Genomic DNA, 14,501 nt, shown 5'->3' with positions numbered 1-14,501 from the left:
TCTCACCGCAGCGCGTGCCCCAGTTCGGCGGCGCGGGACATCAGCTGGGCGGCATCTCGCGCGACGACGACACGGTCGCAGATCTCTGCGTACTCCGGCATCGCGCACGACGCCTGATTCCAGTACCGCTCGGGTTCCGGGGTGATCCAGGCCAGCCGGTGTACCTTGCGACGCAGTTCGGCGAACTCGTCCACACCCGGGGGCAGGCCGTTGCACCGCCCGTCGCCGACGACCACCACCGAGGTGCGGGAGTTCACGTCGGTGCCGAACTCGGTCAGCACCTCGGAGAAAACCTTGCCGTAGTCGCTGCTCGCCTCCAGATCGATGCGCGGGTCGGCGAGCACCGATGCGAGCGCGTCGTCGTCGGTCCCGGCGAGGAGGGTGTCCGTGACGTCGACGGGCCGGTCGACGAACGCCAGGACCTGGCAGCGGCTCGCCCGGCGGTGCATGGCCTGTGCCAGCCGGAGGGTGAAGGCGGTGACGGGTCGTACCGACAGCGACACGTCCGCGAGGATCAGCACCCGCACCCGGTCCGGGCGGGGCGCCTTCACCATGAGGTGGAAGGGTATGCCGTCGGTCCGCAGGCTCGCGCGCACGGTCCGGCGCATGTCGAGCCGGCCCCGCGCCAGTTCGCGCGGGCGGGGACGCGACGGCCCGCGCATCCGCCGAAGCACCTCGTAGCACGCCTGATTCACTTCGGCGCGGGTCGTGGCCGCCACCGTGCCGCTCGCAGTCTCCGGTCCTTTCGCAGGTCCGGCGCTCAGGTCCCGGGCGTCCGCCAGCGCGCCGACGAAGGCCTCCACCGCCTCCGCCAGCCGGTTCAACTGGGCCGCGGTGAGAGGCTCGACCCCATCGGAATCGGCGTAGACCTTGCTCGGGTCGTAGGCGTCGAGCCACGCGAGAATCGACTCCGGATCATCCCAGGACAACGATCCGACGACGGCACCGCTCGTCGACGACGCCAGGTCACCGACGGCGGTGCTCGCCGCCCGCTCGACCTCCACCGTGTACGTGACGCCGCGTCGTCCGGATTCGGCTTCCGAATCGACGGACAGATCCGCGTCGCTCGACGTCATGCTGACATCGTCGTCGTCCTTGTGGGGGTTGAAACCCTTCTGCGCCTCGGGGGTGTCGAAGTGGTCGCCCACCTCGGCGGCGCGCTCGTTGTATTCCGCGTACCGGGCGGTCTCCGCGTTGTCCGCCACCTCCAGCGCGGAGGGCAGGCCCTCCGCGAACTCGGTCCGGGACGGGGGACGCGCGTCCGGTGCCGCGTCGCTGACCGATGCGAAGAACACGTCGAAGGCGCGGTCGAATCCAGCCTGCTCGTACGTGTACTTCGCGCACACCGCGCGCAACGACGCCCTCAGTGTGGGCAGGTCCCGGCCGCCGACCAAGCCGAACACCCGGCGAACCTCGATGACCTCGGCGGGCGACGCGGCGACGCCGTAGCGGCGCAACACCTTTCCGAAGGACGCCGCGAGAACGTCGAGGAGTTGCGCGGGAAGGGACGGGGACGGGTCGGGCTGCGGGCGGAGCATCGTCAGCGCCTGCCCTGCCGGCCCGCACCGATGCCGCCACGGTCGCGGCCACCGCGCCCGCGGAATACTGCTGTGGTGGTGTTGGCCGGCCGCGATGCGACCGTCACCCGCTCCACCGGCCCGGCCGGAGCGGTCTCCTCGACCTCCGCCGGGAAAGGCTGATCGCCGGACAGCCGGGTGCGGACCAGTTCGACGTCGCTGGTGTACTTGAGCAGGGCGGTGAGCAGGATGTCTCGGACCGCGGCCTGCGAACTCACGGCCACCCCCGTCGACTTCAGGACCACCGCCGCCCGCGCCGCGTCGATGACCTCCGCGATGGACGGACTCTTGCGGAGCGGCAACTGCCGCAACGTGCGAGCCAGATCCACCACCTCCGCCGCGACGGCGTCCTCGACCTCGGGGGCCTTGGCCGTCACGATGTCCCGCTCACGCTGCGGCGTCGGGTAGCCGAGGTGGTAGTGCAGGCAACGACGCTTGAGAGCGGGTGACAGTTCGCGAGTGTCGTTGGACGTCAGGATCACCCACGGCGCCGACCGCGCGACGAACGTCCCCACTTCGGGAATGGTGACCTGCCCCTCCGCGAGAACTTCGAGGAGCAACGCCTCCATCGACTCCTCGGTGCGGTCCACCTCGTCGACGAGCAGCACCACCGGTTCCGGCGACAGGATCGCCTCGAGCAGCGGACGGACCGACAGGAACTTCTCCGAATACAACCCGAAATCCTGAGCGGCCAGGAACTGCGACGCCTCGGCGACGTCGTCGAACGCGGCCATCTTCTCACCGATGCGGTCACGCAACATCTGCACGTGCAGAAGCTGTTTCGCGTAGTCCCACTCGTACAGGGCCCGGTTGTCGTCGAGACCTTCGTAGCACTGCAGCCGGACGAGCTTTCGCCCCGACGCCTCGGCCAGCGACTTCGCCAGCTCCGTCTTGCCGACGCCGGCAGGCCCCTCCAGCAGCAGCGGGCGTTCGAGCGCGGTCGCCAGGTGGACGACGACCGCGAACTCGTCGTCGGCGATGTAGTCGACCTCGCGCAACGCCTCCTTCAGTTCCGCGCCGTCGGCGAAGCGGATGTCCTCCGGTTCCGGGGCTGTGTGCGGTGCAGTCATGATCGGGGCGTCCGTCCTTCGTCAGCGGTGTGGTGGTGGGAACGCATCCGGGGCGGGGCCGGGCTGGGGTGAGGCTCCCGCCCCGGACGCGAGTTTCTGTGATCGGTCAGTACGCGTTGTTGATCGCGTGATCGACCACGGGGATCATCGACTCGACCGTCACCTCGCGCGGATTGCCCGGCGTGCACCAGTCGCCCTGGATGTGCTCGGAGATGGCCCGCACGGTCTTCTCGTCGCCCCGGATGGTGTCACCGCGACCCTCGTACTTCTTGGTGTTCATCTGGTTCTTGTCGTACGAGTCGGTGCGCACCTGACCGAAGTTGTCCGGAATGCCGACGTCCTTCGCCAGGCGGATGGCCGCCTCGACCGCCGCGTCCGCGGCCTGCACCGTGGTGAGGTTTCGGGTGTCGACCCCCAGGGCGCCCGCCAACTGGGCGTAGCGCTCGTACCGTGACGGCAGGTTGTATTCCCAGACACGGGGCAGGGCGATGGCGTTGTTGAGCCCGTGGTGGCTGTCGAAGAACGCGCTGACGGCGTGCGAGATGGAGTGCACGATGCCGAGGCCGCCGGAGTTGAATGCCTGGCCGGCGATGTACTGCGCGTTCATCATTCCCTCGCGGGCCTTCAGGTTGCGCGGCTCGAACACGGCCTCCCGCAGGTTCTTCGCGACCAGTTCCACCGAGTAGATCGCATTGCCGAGCGACGGCGCGAAGTCGAGACGCGACACGTACGGCTCACTGCCGTGCGCGAGGACGTCGAATCCGCAGTACGCCGTGAAGTGCTGGGGGCAGGTGTAATACAGCAGCGGGTCGTCGATCGCGAGGGTCACGATGGTCGCCTCGTCGAATCCCACCCACTTGTGCGGGTTGTTCATGTCCGACGTATCGGTGATGACATACGCCCACGACGTCTCCGAACCCGTACCGGCCGTGGTGGATACGGCGATATGCGGCGGGTTCTCCTTGTTGGTGGACTTCGCGAATCCCTCGAACTCGTTGATGTTGCGGCCGTCGTGCGCGACCACCACACGGGCGCCCTTGGCGGCGTCGTGACTCGAGCCGCCGCCGACGGAGATGATCGAGTCGCACTTCTCCTTCTGGTAGAGCGCGGCTGCCTCCATGACGTTGTAGTCCTTGGGGTTGGACTCGACCTTGTCGAAGAGCACGACCTCGACGCCCTGGTACTCGATCTTGCCGACCAGTTCCTCGATGATGCCCGAGCCGCGCAGGCCCGTGGTCATGAGCAGGGTCCTCTTGAATCCGAGGTTCTTCGCCTCGACGCCGATGATGTCGTGGGCGCCCACTCCCATCAGCGCCCGCGGGAACGGGTGGAATTCCTTGATGGGGAAGTCCCAGATCTGGTTGAGCTCGATGGCCATGGCCGTCTCCTCGATTAGTCGATGTCGGATCTGAAGCGTTGTGGAAGGGGACGCAAGTGATGTGATCGGCGTCTCACCTGGAACCCACTGTGACCTAGTTCGGACCCCGGATACAGGCCTGCGGGGCCGAACCGTCCGACCGCGGCGCACAAACTGCCCGAACGGGCAGGTGCGGCCGGGCCGAGCCGGAGGGGGCGGCACTCGATAGGCTGTCCACTTCACGCGGAGCCCACCCGCTAGGCAAAAACTAGAACCTGTTCTATATTTGGAGCAGGCAAGCGAGCGTTCCGGCGCTGCGAAGTACGGAAGGACTGCACACACGATGACGACTGTCGAGGTGCCGCACAGCTCACGATCGGTGGTGCTCACCGTGTCGGGCGTGGTCGAGGAAACCCCCGACTCCCTGTCACTGGTCTTCGACGTGCCGGCAGACCTCGCCGACAAGTTCGCCTACAAGCCGGGCCAGTTCCTCACCCTGCGCATCCCCAGCGACCGCACGGGATCGGTCGCCCGGTGCTACTCGCTGGCCAGCTCGCCGTTCACCGACGACGCCCCCAAGGTGACCGTCAAGCGGACGGCGGAGGGTTACGGGTCCAACTGGCTCTGCGACAACGTCGCCGTCGGCGACACCCTCGAAGTCCTCCCCCCGTCGGGAGTCTTCACCCCCAAGTCACTGGACCACGATTTCCTGTTGTTCGCGGCAGGCAGTGGCATCACTCCGGTGATCTCGATCCTCAAGTCCGCCCTCACCGAGGGGTCCGGGAAGGTCGTGCTCTTCTACGCCAACCGCGACGAGAAGTCGGTCATCTTCGCGGAGGAACTCCGCACGCTCGCCGGCCGGTACCCCTCACGGCTCGTGTCCATTCACTGGCTGGAGACGGTCCAGGGACTGCCCGGCGTCGATCAGCTCGCCTCCGCCGTCGCGCCCTACCTCGGGCACGAAGCATTCATGTGCGGACCGGCGCCGTTCATGGACACGATCCACAAGGCCCTCGCGGACGCCGGGATGCCGCGCACCCAGGTGCACGCCGAAGTGTTCAACTCGCTGGCCGGCGACCCGTTCCGTGACGCCGACGTCGTGGAGGTCACCGAGGACGAGGCCGCCGACGCCGCCACCGTGGAGGTGGAACTCGACGGCGAGATCCACAACCTGAGTTGGCCCCGCAAGCAGACCCTCGTCGACATCATGCTGGCCAAGGGAATCGACGTGCCGTACTCCTGCCAGGAGGGCGAGTGCGGGTCCTGTGCGTGCACCGTACTCGAGGGCAAGGTCGAGATGGAGAACAGCGAAATCCTCGACCCCGAGGACATCGAGAGCGGCTACATTCTGGGCTGCCAGGCCCGGCCGGTCACCGATCACCTCAAGATCGAATTCTGACGCCCCTCACCCGAGCCGGCCGAAGCCGACGACGGCGGAGTCGCTCGACCAGTCCACGGTGTGCACGCGGATACGGCCGAACTCGTTGCCGCCGACCGTCGTAGCGGTGTCCCCGTCGACGGCGACGACGATGTTGGTGTGCTGGCCGACCCAGCTGCTGTTGTCGTAGAGCACGACGTCCCCGACGTTCGGGCGGTATCCGCCACCGACCTCCTCGAAGCGCGCCTGCGACTCGTAGTACTCCTGCAACGTGTAGACCCCGGGGATCCGCCAGTGCCCGGAATTCGGATTCGACAGCGGCCGGCCTGCTTCCCGCATGATCCAGCTGACGAAGTCCGCGCACCAGGGCTCCTCGACCCCTTCGGCGTAGAACGTGCCCGGCCGCTGCCCGCCGTGCTCGGCCTCGAGCAGCCCGACGATCCGTGCCTGCTGCGGCGACAACGCGGACGTGTCGACGGCAGGGAACTCTGCGGTGTCCCACGGCAGGTAGCGGTCCGGCGCCAGCCACAACACACCACCCGCCACGACGGCCATCACGGCGACGACGGTGCCGAGGATCAGCCCGGCACGTCGGCGGCGCCGAGTGGGCGCGGTAGCAGTCATGCCACCGAATGTAGCGGGTATCCGGTCACCGCATCGCGCGGTAGCCCGCGCGCTCCTCGGCGGTCAGATGCTCGCACGCGTACGTCAGGGCGGTGCGGCCCATCGCCGCGGCGTGCCGGTCGAGGAAACCGGTGAGCAGGTCGCGATCGACGCGCTTGCCGACCTCGCGCAACATCCATCCCGTCGCCTTCTGCGTGAGGTCGCGGCGATCACCGAGGACGGACTCCGCGACCTCGAGCGTCGTGGAGGCGTCGCCCCGGCGGATGAAACCGAACGTACTGAGCAGCGCGACGCGGCGCCGCCAGAGGTCGTCGTCCGCGGCCAGCGCGAACACCGGGTCGCGCGGCCGGTCGTACAGCCACGCGCCCAGGATCCGGTCGGCGGACGAATCCACCAGATCCCAGTTGTTCACCCGTCCCCGCATCACCAGGTCGAGGTAGAAAGACGCGATCTTCTCACGCAGGGCGTCGTCGCCTGCCTTCGCCGCCCGGTCGAACTGCGTCGCGAGTACCAGCAGCCCTGCCAGTCGATGCTCGTGCACCGGACTGTCGAGCAGCACCGTCACTTCCGGAAGGTCCAGATCGGCGTGAGCACGAACCACGCTGCGCGTCGCGGGAACCCGCACGCCGATGAAGACGTCGCCCTCCCCGTACTCCCCCGGACCGGTCTTGAAGAACCGTGCCAGATTGATGGCGTCGGTCTTCTTCGACAACTGGCCGAGTGCGCGCTTCACGTCGTCTGCGGTGGACGTCACGAAGACACTGTCCCACAGGACACCGACAGTCGCCCGACCGCGAGAACAAAGGTCACAAAACATGCGCTGACCTGCAGTTCGCGTTATCCGACTGCAACGAGCCAGGTATTGATCGGTCGGTCAATCAGGCGTGTACTCGAGGTGGACACAATCCATTTCGAGGAGGCTGGACATGAGATCGTGGAGTCGTATGCAAGATGTGGTGGCGATCGTGATCGGAGCCTTCGCGGCGCTCTCGCCGTTGTGGCTCGACACCAACAACGCCGCGATGTGGTCACTCATCGTGCTCGGTGTACTCGTGGCCCTCTCCGGTCTCGTCCATATGAGCCGCCCGGAGATGACTGTGGCCGAGTACGCGATGGCCGTCTTCGGAGTGCTGTTGTTCCTCTCCCCGTGGGTGATGAACTTCGACGCATTCACGGGCGCGTCGTGGACCGCATGGGTCGTCGGTGTCCTGGCAGTCGTCGTGGCTGTCACCGGGTTGCCGATGATGAGTTCCCGGATGCACGGACACGGAGGGCTGGCGACACATCACTGATCCGTCAACCACAGCACCGAGAACATCGATTGGGGCGGGGCACAGGCTTACGGCCTGTGCCCCGCCGTTCACGTCCGGAAAGGCCCATGCCAACACCCCATCTCGGTAAGCCCGGTGGCCCCCAACCGCGGAAAGGCCGGCGGCGGCGCAGCGCGAAGATCGACGGCGACGCCCGGGAACTGATTCTCGACGCCGCCGAATCCCTCATCGCCGTACACGGATTCGATGCCACGTCCACCGCATCGATCGCCTCCGCCGCGCACGTCCCGAAAGGACTGGTGTTCTACTACTTCCCCTCCAAGACCGACATCCTGCTGGCGCTGCTCTCCGAGAGACTGCCCACCGAACCCTTCGGCGACGTGGGCCCCCTGGTGACTCCGGGTGACCCCGCCGCCAGCCTCGTCAACCTCGACAACGCGCTGAATCTGCGCGATCACCACTCGTCGGTGATGCGCGTGATCATCTGGCGCGAGGCCGAGACCCACCCGGACGTCCGTGCGCACCTGCGCCGGTTCCGCGACTACCTCAGCGACATCACCGAGCGTCTCCTGCAGGCCAGTTCGCCCTACCCCGTGCAACCCGGGACGCTCCGGGCCTGCGCGACGGCGTGGGTGGCCGCGATGTTCTCCGTCGCGGGCAGCGACCGCCTCCACGACCTCGACGACCTGCCGCGACGGCACGGCGAGGAACTCGACAACGTCGCACGCGTCGTGGCGGCCGGGATGGTTCAGCTCGGCTGAGAACGCCCCGCCGACAACAGCTGACCGGCGGGGAACGCCTCGGCGCTCGCGGGTAGACGTCCGGGCCTGCCGCTGAGGAAGACCTCGACGGTGCCCTCCCCCGCGCTCGGACGGTTCAACGCATCGATGCGGCGGAGAGTCTGCGTCGCCACCGCCTCGGCGCTGTCGAACAACCGCACCCCGGCGGGGAGCTGCGCCGCGATCTCGTCGGCCATCAACGGATAGTGGGTGCATCCCAGCACCACCCCGCCCACATCGTCGGGTGTGCGCTCCACGGCGGAGGCGATGGCTGCGGTGGCCGCGTCCCGCTCGCCGCGGTCGATCGCCTCGGCGAGACCGTGGCACGCGACACCCACCACGGAACTCCCGTTCCCGAACTTCTCGATCAGATCGGCCTGATACCGGCTCGCCGTCGTCGCCGCGGTCGCCCAGACGGCCACCGACTCACATGCGGCAGCCGCCGGCTTGATCGCCGGAACCGTGCCGACGACCGGAACAGCCGGTCCGACGAACTCCCGGACGTGGTCGAGCGCGGTGACGCTCGCCGTGTTGCACGGCAGCACGATCACCTCGGCCCCGCGGTCGAGGCAGCGCTGCGCGGTCGCGAGAACGCGGTCGATCACCCACTGTTCCGGCTTGGGACCCCACGGAGCCCCGTCCGGATCCAGAGCGAGGATCAGATCCAGTTCGGGTCGCAACTTGCGCAGCCACGCCGACGTCGGCAGCATGCCGAGACCCGAGTCGATGAGCGCAACAATCACCCGGAGAATCTATCGCGCCCCCGCCCGGCCGCCTACGCCGACGCGGCCTCGAGGACCTCGCCGATCGGAGTTCCCGCCGCGATCTTGCCCCGCATCTTCATCACGCCGCCCGCCATTCCACCGCCGACGACACCGGCCAGGATGCCGTCCCGCTCGTAGTAGGCGAGGAACTTGCGGCCGTCGTCCTTGATCACGTGCACCTCGTCGGTGGCCGCTACCGTGCCCAGTGCCTGGATCTTGATGTCGTACTGGTCGCTCCAGAAGTACGGCACCTGAGCGGCGGCGTTCTCGTCGCCGGTCCCGGTCAACGCCCCGGCGAGGATCTTGGCCTGCTCACCGGCATTGCTCCAGTGCTCGACGCGCTTGCGGCCGCCCACCCGCAGCTGCCACGCGGCCACGTCGCCGACCGCCCACACGTGCGGGACCGCCGTGCGTCCGACGCCGTCGCACACCACACCGTTGGCCAGTTCGACACCCGAGCCGTCGAGCCACGCGGTGACCGGCACCGAGCCGACCCCGATCGCCACGACGTCGACGTCCACCTCGGTTCCGTCGCCGAGGACGGCTCCGGTGACCCGGTCCGACCCCACCAGCGACGTGAGCCCGACACCAGCCCGCAGATCGACCCCCTCGCCGGTGTGCAGCCGGGCGACGAATCCGCCGATCTTCTCGCCGAGCACGGACGCGAGCGGCGTCGGCTGCGGCTCCACCAGCACCACGTCGAGACCACCGGCCCGCATGCTCGCCGCCAGCTCGCAGCCGATGAACCCCGCACCGACGATCAGTGCGCGCTTGCCCTCGGCGAGGTCCGCGCGCAACGCCAGGCTCTCGTCGATGGAACGGAGAACGTGGACGCCCGCGAGGTCCGGCAGCCCCGGGATGCGCCGCGGCACGAGGCCGGTGGCGATCACCAGTTCGTCGTAGCCGAGTTCGGTCTCGTCGGCGAGTCTCAGGATGCGGGATCCGGTGTCCACCGAGGCCGCCTCGACCCCCAGACGCAAGTCGATGTTCTTCTCGTCGAAGAACTCCCGCGGCTTGAGCGTGGTGTCGCTCTTCTCCCCGCGCATCACTTCCTTCGACAGCGGTGGGCGGTCGTACGGAAGGTGCGGTTCACCGCCGAGAAGAACCAGGTCACCCTCGTATCCGGCCCGCCGGAGTTCCTCGGCTGTCCGCAGACCTGCGAGGCCCGCTCCCACGATCACAATTCTCTGCACGCGACCACATTATGCGCTCCGCGCCCGTGAGTACTTGTTAACCGCGGGCGGTTAACAAGTACTCACGGGTCAGAGATCGGCGATGGCCTCGAGAGGCCGGGTGCGGGCGGCGCGACTCGCCGGCCACAGTGCTGCGAGCACGCCGACCACGCCGGATCCGAGCAGCATCGCGACCACCTGCCCCCATGGCACCGTCACCTGGTCGAGACCCTGATCCTTCAGGGTGCTCACGAAGCCCCAGCCGAACGCGATGCCGAGCAGTACGCCGACGGCCGCACCGAACACGGCGATCAGCATCGACTCCAGGTAGATCGTGCGACGCATCTGGGACCGCTGCATTCCGACCGCGCGAAGCATGCCGATCTCCCGCCTGCGCTCGACCACCGACAGCGCGAGTGTGTTGATGATGCCGAGGATCGCGATCACGACGGCGAGCGCGAGCAGTCCGTACAGGATGGCGAGGAGAGTGTCGATCTGCTGCCCCTGTGTTCCCTTGAACTGTTCCCGGTCCTGCACCTGAACGACGACGAACTGCTTGGTCGCGGATTCGAGGTCGGCGCGCAGCTGCGTCAGATCCGCACCCGGCTTCGCGTCGACGAGGACCGCCAGATCGGGAATGGTCGCCGCGGGCATCACCTGGCGGTACACGTCGTCCGAGACGAGCCAGTCGCCGACCAGCTGGTTGTCCTCGAAGACGCCGGTGACCTCGGCGTCGACGACCTTCCCGTCGGCGCTCGTCATCGGGACCGTCGTCCCCAGCGTCCAGCCCTTCTGCGCGGCCGTCGTCTGGGACACGACGAGGTGGTTGCCCGTCAGATCGGCGCCGCCCTCGACGAGCTTGTAGTCGAGGACGCCCTCGAGCGGGCCGTCCAGCGACGCGCCCTGCTGCTGCTCGTCGTCGACCTTGACGGACACCGGATGCAGGGCGGCGGCGCTCTGGACGTCGTCGAGGTTCCGCACGGCCCTCGCCGCGCCGCTGGGCACACCGATCTGGTTGGGTCCGGTGAGCACGTAGTCGGCGGACACCCCCGAGTCGACGAGCTGGTTGACGCTGGCCTTCGCGGACGCGCCGAACACGCCGATCACGGACACGAGCATCAGACCGAGCGTCAGCGCGAACGCGGTGGCGGCGGTGCGGCGCGGATTCCGCACGGCGTTGGTGCGGGCCAGTCGCCCGACCGGGCCGAACGGCTTGGCCAGCACCGCTCCGAGCGCCCCGACGATCGGCCGGGACAACGCGGGGGCGGCGAACAGCACGGCCAGGATCAGACCGAGCGCTCCGGCACCGACGACGGCGGCGGCGCCTCCACCCGTGCCCCGCGATCCGATGACGAGTCCCACGACGCCGAGGACACCGAGGACGGCACCGGCGATGGTGCGCACGTGCAGCGAGTCACCGGTGGACGCGAATTCCTCCCGCATCGCCGCGACCGGCGGCACCTTGGACGCGCGCCGGGCGGGTGCGTACGCGCTGATCGTCGTCACGAGCACTCCGACCACGAGGGCGATGAGAATCGTGCGTGGCCCCACCTGCAGGGGACCTTCGGGCAGACCGACGTCGAACGCGTTCAGCAGTCCGCGCAGGCCGTAGGCCAGGCCGACGCCGGCGGCGATCCCGATCGCACTGCCGATCACGCCGACCACGAGGGCCTCGAAGACCACGGAACGTCCCACCTGCTTGCGGCTGGCACCGATCGCGCGGAGCAGCGCCAGCTCCCGCAGACGCTGGGCCACGATCATCGAGAACGTGTTGTAGATGATGAATGTGCCGACGAGCAGGGCGATCGCACCGAACGCGAGGAGGAAGTAGTTGATGAAACTCAGCGCCTCCGTCACCTGAGCCTTGGTCTCCTCGCGCACCTCGTCGCCGGTCTGGACCTTCGCGTCGGGAAGGGCCGCAGCGATCTCGTCGCGCAGTTCGGTCTGGGACAGACCCGTCCCGGCGACGTCGATGTACTCGACGTGCTTGCCGTCGGTGAACAGTTCGCGGGCCTGCGAGTCGACGAACGTCGCGCCGATGAATCCGCCGGTCTCGTTGCCGGTGTCGTAGATGCCGGAGACGGTGACGTCGACCATGCCACGAGCGGGCACGAGAACTTTGGTGGTGTCGCCGACCGCCAGTTGCGCACGGTCGGCGGCACTGGCGTTGACGGCCATCTGGCCGACCTGGGCAGGCGGCCCGCCCTGAACGTATTCGTCGGGTTCACCGAGCGCCTGACCCGGCGGCAGGTAGGACTCGCCGATGCTCGGCGCACCACCCGTCTGGACGGCGGCGCCGTCGGAGTCGATCAGGACGATCTGCCCGCTGACGGCAGGTGCGACCGCGCGCACTCCGCCGAGCGCGGTGATGGTGTCGAGGTCGGCGAGGGGCACTCCGCTGGAGTTGCGCTCCTCGCTCGACACCCGGACGTCGACCCCTTGCGCGGTGTTCTCGAAGATCGAGTCGAACGTCTTCTGGAGCGTGTCGGTGAAGACGAAGGAGCCTGCGACGAAGGCGGTGCCGAGCACCACGGACAGCACCGTCAGTGCCAGCCTGACCTTGTGCGCCGCCAGGTTGCGCAGCGACACCTTGCGCATCGGAGCGCTGGATGTGGACGCCATGCGGTCAGACCGCCGCGTCGGACGCGAGGGCGTGGGCGGGCTCGTCGAGTCGCTTCATCGTGTCGAGTACCGAATCGGCCGTCGGATCACGCAGTTCGTCGACGATCTTGCCGTCGGCGAGGAAGACCACCCGGTCGGCGTAGGCCGCCGCGCGGGGATCGTGCGTGACGATGACGACGGTCTGGTGGAACTCGTCCACCGCGGCCCGCAGGATCGACAGCACCTCACCCGAGGACTTCGAGTCGAGATTGCCGGTGGGCTCGTCGCCGAAGATGATCTCCGGCTGCCCGGCCAGGGCACGGGCACACGCGACGCGCTGCTGCTGACCTCCGGACAATTCGCCGGGGCGATGCTCGAGACGGTCCTGCAGTCCGAGCTTGGTGAGCACGTTCTCGAGCCACGCGGCGTCCGGCTTGCGGCCCGCGATGTCCAGCGGAAGCGTGATGTTCTCCAGTGCCGTCAGCGTCGGCACCAGGTTGAACGCCTGGAACACGAAGCCGATCCGGTCGCGTCGCAGCTGCGTCATCTGCTTGTCCGTCAGCGTCGTCAACTCGGTGTCGCCGATGAGGACGGAACCCGAACTGGCCGCGTCGAGACCGGCCAGGCAGTGCATCAGCGTCGACTTACCGGAACCGGACGGTCCCATGATCGCAGTGAACTCACCACGGGCGAACTCCGCGGATACCGCGCTGAGCGCGTGGACCTGGGTGTCGCCGGTGCCGTACGTCTTGGACAGCTCGACAGCACGGGCAGCGACAGCGGGGGCATGCGTGCTCATGATCGCCTTTCGTCATTCCTCTTGTGGCGGTCCGGCCCCGTGGTGACGGGCCGGGACGGTGCACGCGCGGCGCACTCCTCCATCTTGTCGACACCCGCGGCGGCCCGCCATCAGGGACCACCCTGATCTTCGATCCTCGCGGACGTGATCTCGGACACGGAGACCCGCACGGAAACGCCCACAACGGAAGTACCGACCTGGGAGAATTCCGGTATCGCCGGCGCGAAGGAGAGCCTCATGGCCATCGAATCCCCCAAACCCCGGGCGGGATCGCGGTTCCTCGACGCGTTCCTGCAGTCACCGTTTGCCGGGCTGGCGCCGTGGATCCTGATGTCACTGCTGTCCGGCCCCGGGCGGTTCGAGGAATCGGTCGCCACCGCTCTCGGGTTGTCGATCCTGTTCCTGTTCCTCGGCCACCGCCGGGGCGGAACCCTCAAACCCCTCGAAGTGTTCGACATCCTCTACTTCGGCGGCCTCGCCGCGATCGGACTGTTCGCCTCCGACGACCTGATCACCTGGCTGGAGAAGTGGTCGGGCGAAATGTCGAGCCTGGCGCTGGTCGCATTCGCGTTCGGGTCGTTGCTGCTGCGCAATCCGTTCACCCTGCCGTACGCGAAAGAGACCACACCCGAGGAGTATTGGACCTCGCCGCTGTTCCTCAAGGTCAATCAGCTCATCACGCTGGTGTGGGCGCTGTCCTTCACGGTGTCGGCGGCGGCGGGACTGTACGGCGACCTGGTCCTCGACCAGCCGGACAATTTCTGGACGGGCTGGATCATCCCGATCGGGGCGTTGCTGTTCGCGCTGTCCTTCACCGAGTGGTATCCGGACGTGGCGAGCGCGCAGGCGCCGCGGGAGCCCGGAGAACCGGAAGAGGTGGCACCGCCCCTCGTCAAACTGTTCGACTTCCTGCCGCCGTTCGTGGTCGGCGTGGGGATCGCCATGCTCGTCACCGACAACGACCCCGACTGGCTGGGCATCACCCTGATCGTGGTCGGCGCCATCGGCACCGCCGCGCTGCGACGCGCGGACGCACAGAGCCGAAGCAGTTCGGCCGCGTGAGGCAAAACGTCACTGATCGGATCACCGGCTACTAGCCTGATGTGACT

13 protein-coding genes are annotated in these 14,501 nt (G+C 68.0%); 4 read left to right on the top strand and 9 right to left on the bottom strand.

The window, feature by feature from the left end; translation table 11 throughout:
* Positions 1 to 2: 2 nt before the first annotated feature.
* The 3 genes from madC to mdo form a co-directional block, all read right to left on the bottom strand.
* A complete protein-coding gene (gene madC, locus DTA22_RS32585) occupies positions 3 to 1,538 on the bottom strand; it encodes a MadC family VWA domain-containing protein (protein ID WP_112302171.1) in 1,536 nt (511 codons plus the stop codon).
* Between the two features lie 2 nt (positions 1,539 to 1,540).
* Positions 1,541 to 2,647 (bottom strand): MadB family AAA-type ATPase, encoded by a 1,107-nt coding sequence (locus DTA22_RS32580; RefSeq protein WP_112302170.1) that lies wholly within the window; start codon positions 2,645 to 2,647, stop codon positions 1,541 to 1,543.
* Positions 2,648 to 2,753: 106 nt separating this feature from the next.
* On the bottom strand, positions 2,754 to 4,025 hold the full coding sequence (gene mdo, locus DTA22_RS32575) for an NDMA-dependent methanol dehydrogenase (RefSeq protein WP_112302169.1): 1,272 nt from the start codon (positions 4,023 to 4,025) through the stop codon (positions 2,754 to 2,756).
* A gap of 322 nt (positions 4,026 to 4,347) precedes the next feature.
* On the opposite strand from mdo, the gene DTA22_RS32570 reads away from it, so the two are divergent.
* Positions 4,348 to 5,403: a ferredoxin--NADP reductase gene (locus DTA22_RS32570; protein ID WP_037244515.1), complete on the top strand. Its 1,056-nt coding sequence runs from the start codon at positions 4,348 to 4,350 to the stop codon at positions 5,401 to 5,403.
* Positions 5,404 to 5,409: 6 nt separating this feature from the next.
* Here DTA22_RS32570 and DTA22_RS32565 read toward each other — a convergent pair whose 3' ends face one another.
* Both DTA22_RS32565 and DTA22_RS32560 read right to left on the bottom strand, forming a co-directional pair.
* Positions 5,410 to 6,006 carry a CHAP domain-containing protein gene (locus DTA22_RS32565; protein ID WP_112302168.1) on the bottom strand — a complete coding sequence of 199 codons (597 nt, stop codon included), beginning with the start codon at positions 6,004 to 6,006 and terminating at the stop codon, positions 5,410 to 5,412.
* A gap of 25 nt (positions 6,007 to 6,031) precedes the next feature.
* A complete protein-coding gene (locus DTA22_RS32560) occupies positions 6,032 to 6,823 on the bottom strand; it encodes a DNA alkylation repair protein (protein WP_245973316.1) in 792 nt (263 codons plus the stop codon).
* Positions 6,824 to 6,932: 109 nt separating this feature from the next.
* On the opposite strand from DTA22_RS32560, the gene DTA22_RS32555 reads away from it, so the two are divergent.
* Entirely contained in the window at positions 6,933 to 7,298 is a 366-nt protein-coding gene (locus DTA22_RS32555; RefSeq protein WP_025432213.1) for an SPW repeat domain-containing protein, read from the top strand.
* Between the two features lie 86 nt (positions 7,299 to 7,384).
* Complete coding sequence (locus DTA22_RS32550; protein ID WP_009479291.1) at positions 7,385 to 8,038, top strand: TetR/AcrR family transcriptional regulator; 654 nt, start codon at positions 7,385 to 7,387, stop codon at positions 8,036 to 8,038.
* Here the strand turns inward: DTA22_RS32550 and DTA22_RS32545 are convergent.
* The 4 genes from DTA22_RS32545 to DTA22_RS32530 all read right to left on the bottom strand — a co-directional run bounded on the left by DTA22_RS32545 (position 8,026) and on the right by DTA22_RS32530 (position 13,392).
* Positions 8,026 to 8,799 (bottom strand): glutamate racemase, encoded by a 774-nt coding sequence (locus DTA22_RS32545; RefSeq protein ID WP_037244503.1) that lies wholly within the window; start codon positions 8,797 to 8,799, stop codon positions 8,026 to 8,028. The two genes, DTA22_RS32550 and DTA22_RS32545, sit on opposite strands and share 13 nt — an antisense overlap.
* A 32-nt stretch (positions 8,800 to 8,831) precedes the next feature.
* Positions 8,832 to 10,013, bottom strand: coding sequence for an NAD(P)/FAD-dependent oxidoreductase (locus DTA22_RS32540; RefSeq protein ID WP_245973317.1), 1,182 nt, complete (start codon positions 10,011 to 10,013; stop codon positions 8,832 to 8,834).
* 69 nt (positions 10,014 to 10,082) lie between these two features.
* Positions 10,083 to 12,614, bottom strand: a complete 2,532-nt coding sequence (locus DTA22_RS32535; protein ID WP_112302165.1) for an ABC transporter permease — start codon at positions 12,612 to 12,614, stop codon at positions 10,083 to 10,085.
* A 4-nt stretch (positions 12,615 to 12,618) separates the two neighbouring features.
* Positions 12,619 to 13,392 carry an ABC transporter ATP-binding protein gene (locus DTA22_RS32530; RefSeq protein ID WP_005239421.1) on the bottom strand — a complete coding sequence of 258 codons (774 nt, stop codon included), beginning with the start codon at positions 13,390 to 13,392 and terminating at the stop codon, positions 12,619 to 12,621.
* Positions 13,393 to 13,536: 144 nt separating this feature from the next.
* Between DTA22_RS32530 and DTA22_RS32525 the strand changes: the two genes are divergently transcribed.
* Complete coding sequence (locus DTA22_RS32525; protein WP_112302164.1) at positions 13,537 to 14,454, top strand: DUF3159 domain-containing protein; 918 nt, start codon at positions 13,537 to 13,539, stop codon at positions 14,452 to 14,454.
* The last annotated feature ends 47 nt before the right edge of the window (positions 14,455 to 14,501 follow it).

It is taken from the genome of Rhodococcus wratislaviensis (genome assembly GCF_900455735.1).
Lineage (GTDB): Bacteria > Actinomycetota > Actinomycetes > Mycobacteriales > Mycobacteriaceae > Rhodococcus_F > Rhodococcus_F wratislaviensis.
The sequence above is the reverse complement of the archived record's forward strand: the minus strand, read 5'-3'. Positions and strand labels throughout refer to the sequence as shown.

Bases quoted from the DNA above. Each gene is read 5' to 3' on its own strand.
- madC (WP_112302171.1), bottom strand. From the start codon at position 1,538: ATGCTCCGCCCGCAGCCCGACCCGTCCCCGTCCCTTCCCGCGCAACTC.
- DTA22_RS32580 (WP_112302170.1), bottom strand. From the start codon at position 2,647: ATGACTGCACCGCACACAGCCCCGGAACCGGAGGACATCCGCTTCGCC.
- mdo (WP_112302169.1), bottom strand. From the start codon at position 4,025: ATGGCCATCGAGCTCAACCAGATCTGGGACTTCCCCATCAAGGAATTC.
- DTA22_RS32570 (WP_037244515.1), top strand. From the start codon at position 4,348: ATGACGACTGTCGAGGTGCCGCACAGCTCACGATCGGTGGTGCTCACC.
- DTA22_RS32565 (WP_112302168.1), bottom strand. From the start codon at position 6,006: ATGACTGCTACCGCGCCCACTCGGCGCCGCCGACGTGCCGGGCTGATC.
- DTA22_RS32560 (WP_245973316.1), bottom strand. From the start codon at position 6,823: ATGTTTTGTGACCTTTGTTCTCGCGGTCGGGCGACTGTCGGTGTCCTG.
- DTA22_RS32555 (WP_025432213.1), top strand. From the start codon at position 6,933: ATGAGATCGTGGAGTCGTATGCAAGATGTGGTGGCGATCGTGATCGGA.
- DTA22_RS32550 (WP_009479291.1), top strand. From the start codon at position 7,385: ATGCCAACACCCCATCTCGGTAAGCCCGGTGGCCCCCAACCGCGGAAA.
- DTA22_RS32535 (WP_112302165.1), bottom strand. From the start codon at position 12,614: ATGGCGTCCACATCCAGCGCTCCGATGCGCAAGGTGTCGCTGCGCAAC.
- DTA22_RS32530 (WP_005239421.1), bottom strand. From the start codon at position 13,392: ATGAGCACGCATGCCCCCGCTGTCGCTGCCCGTGCTGTCGAGCTGTCC.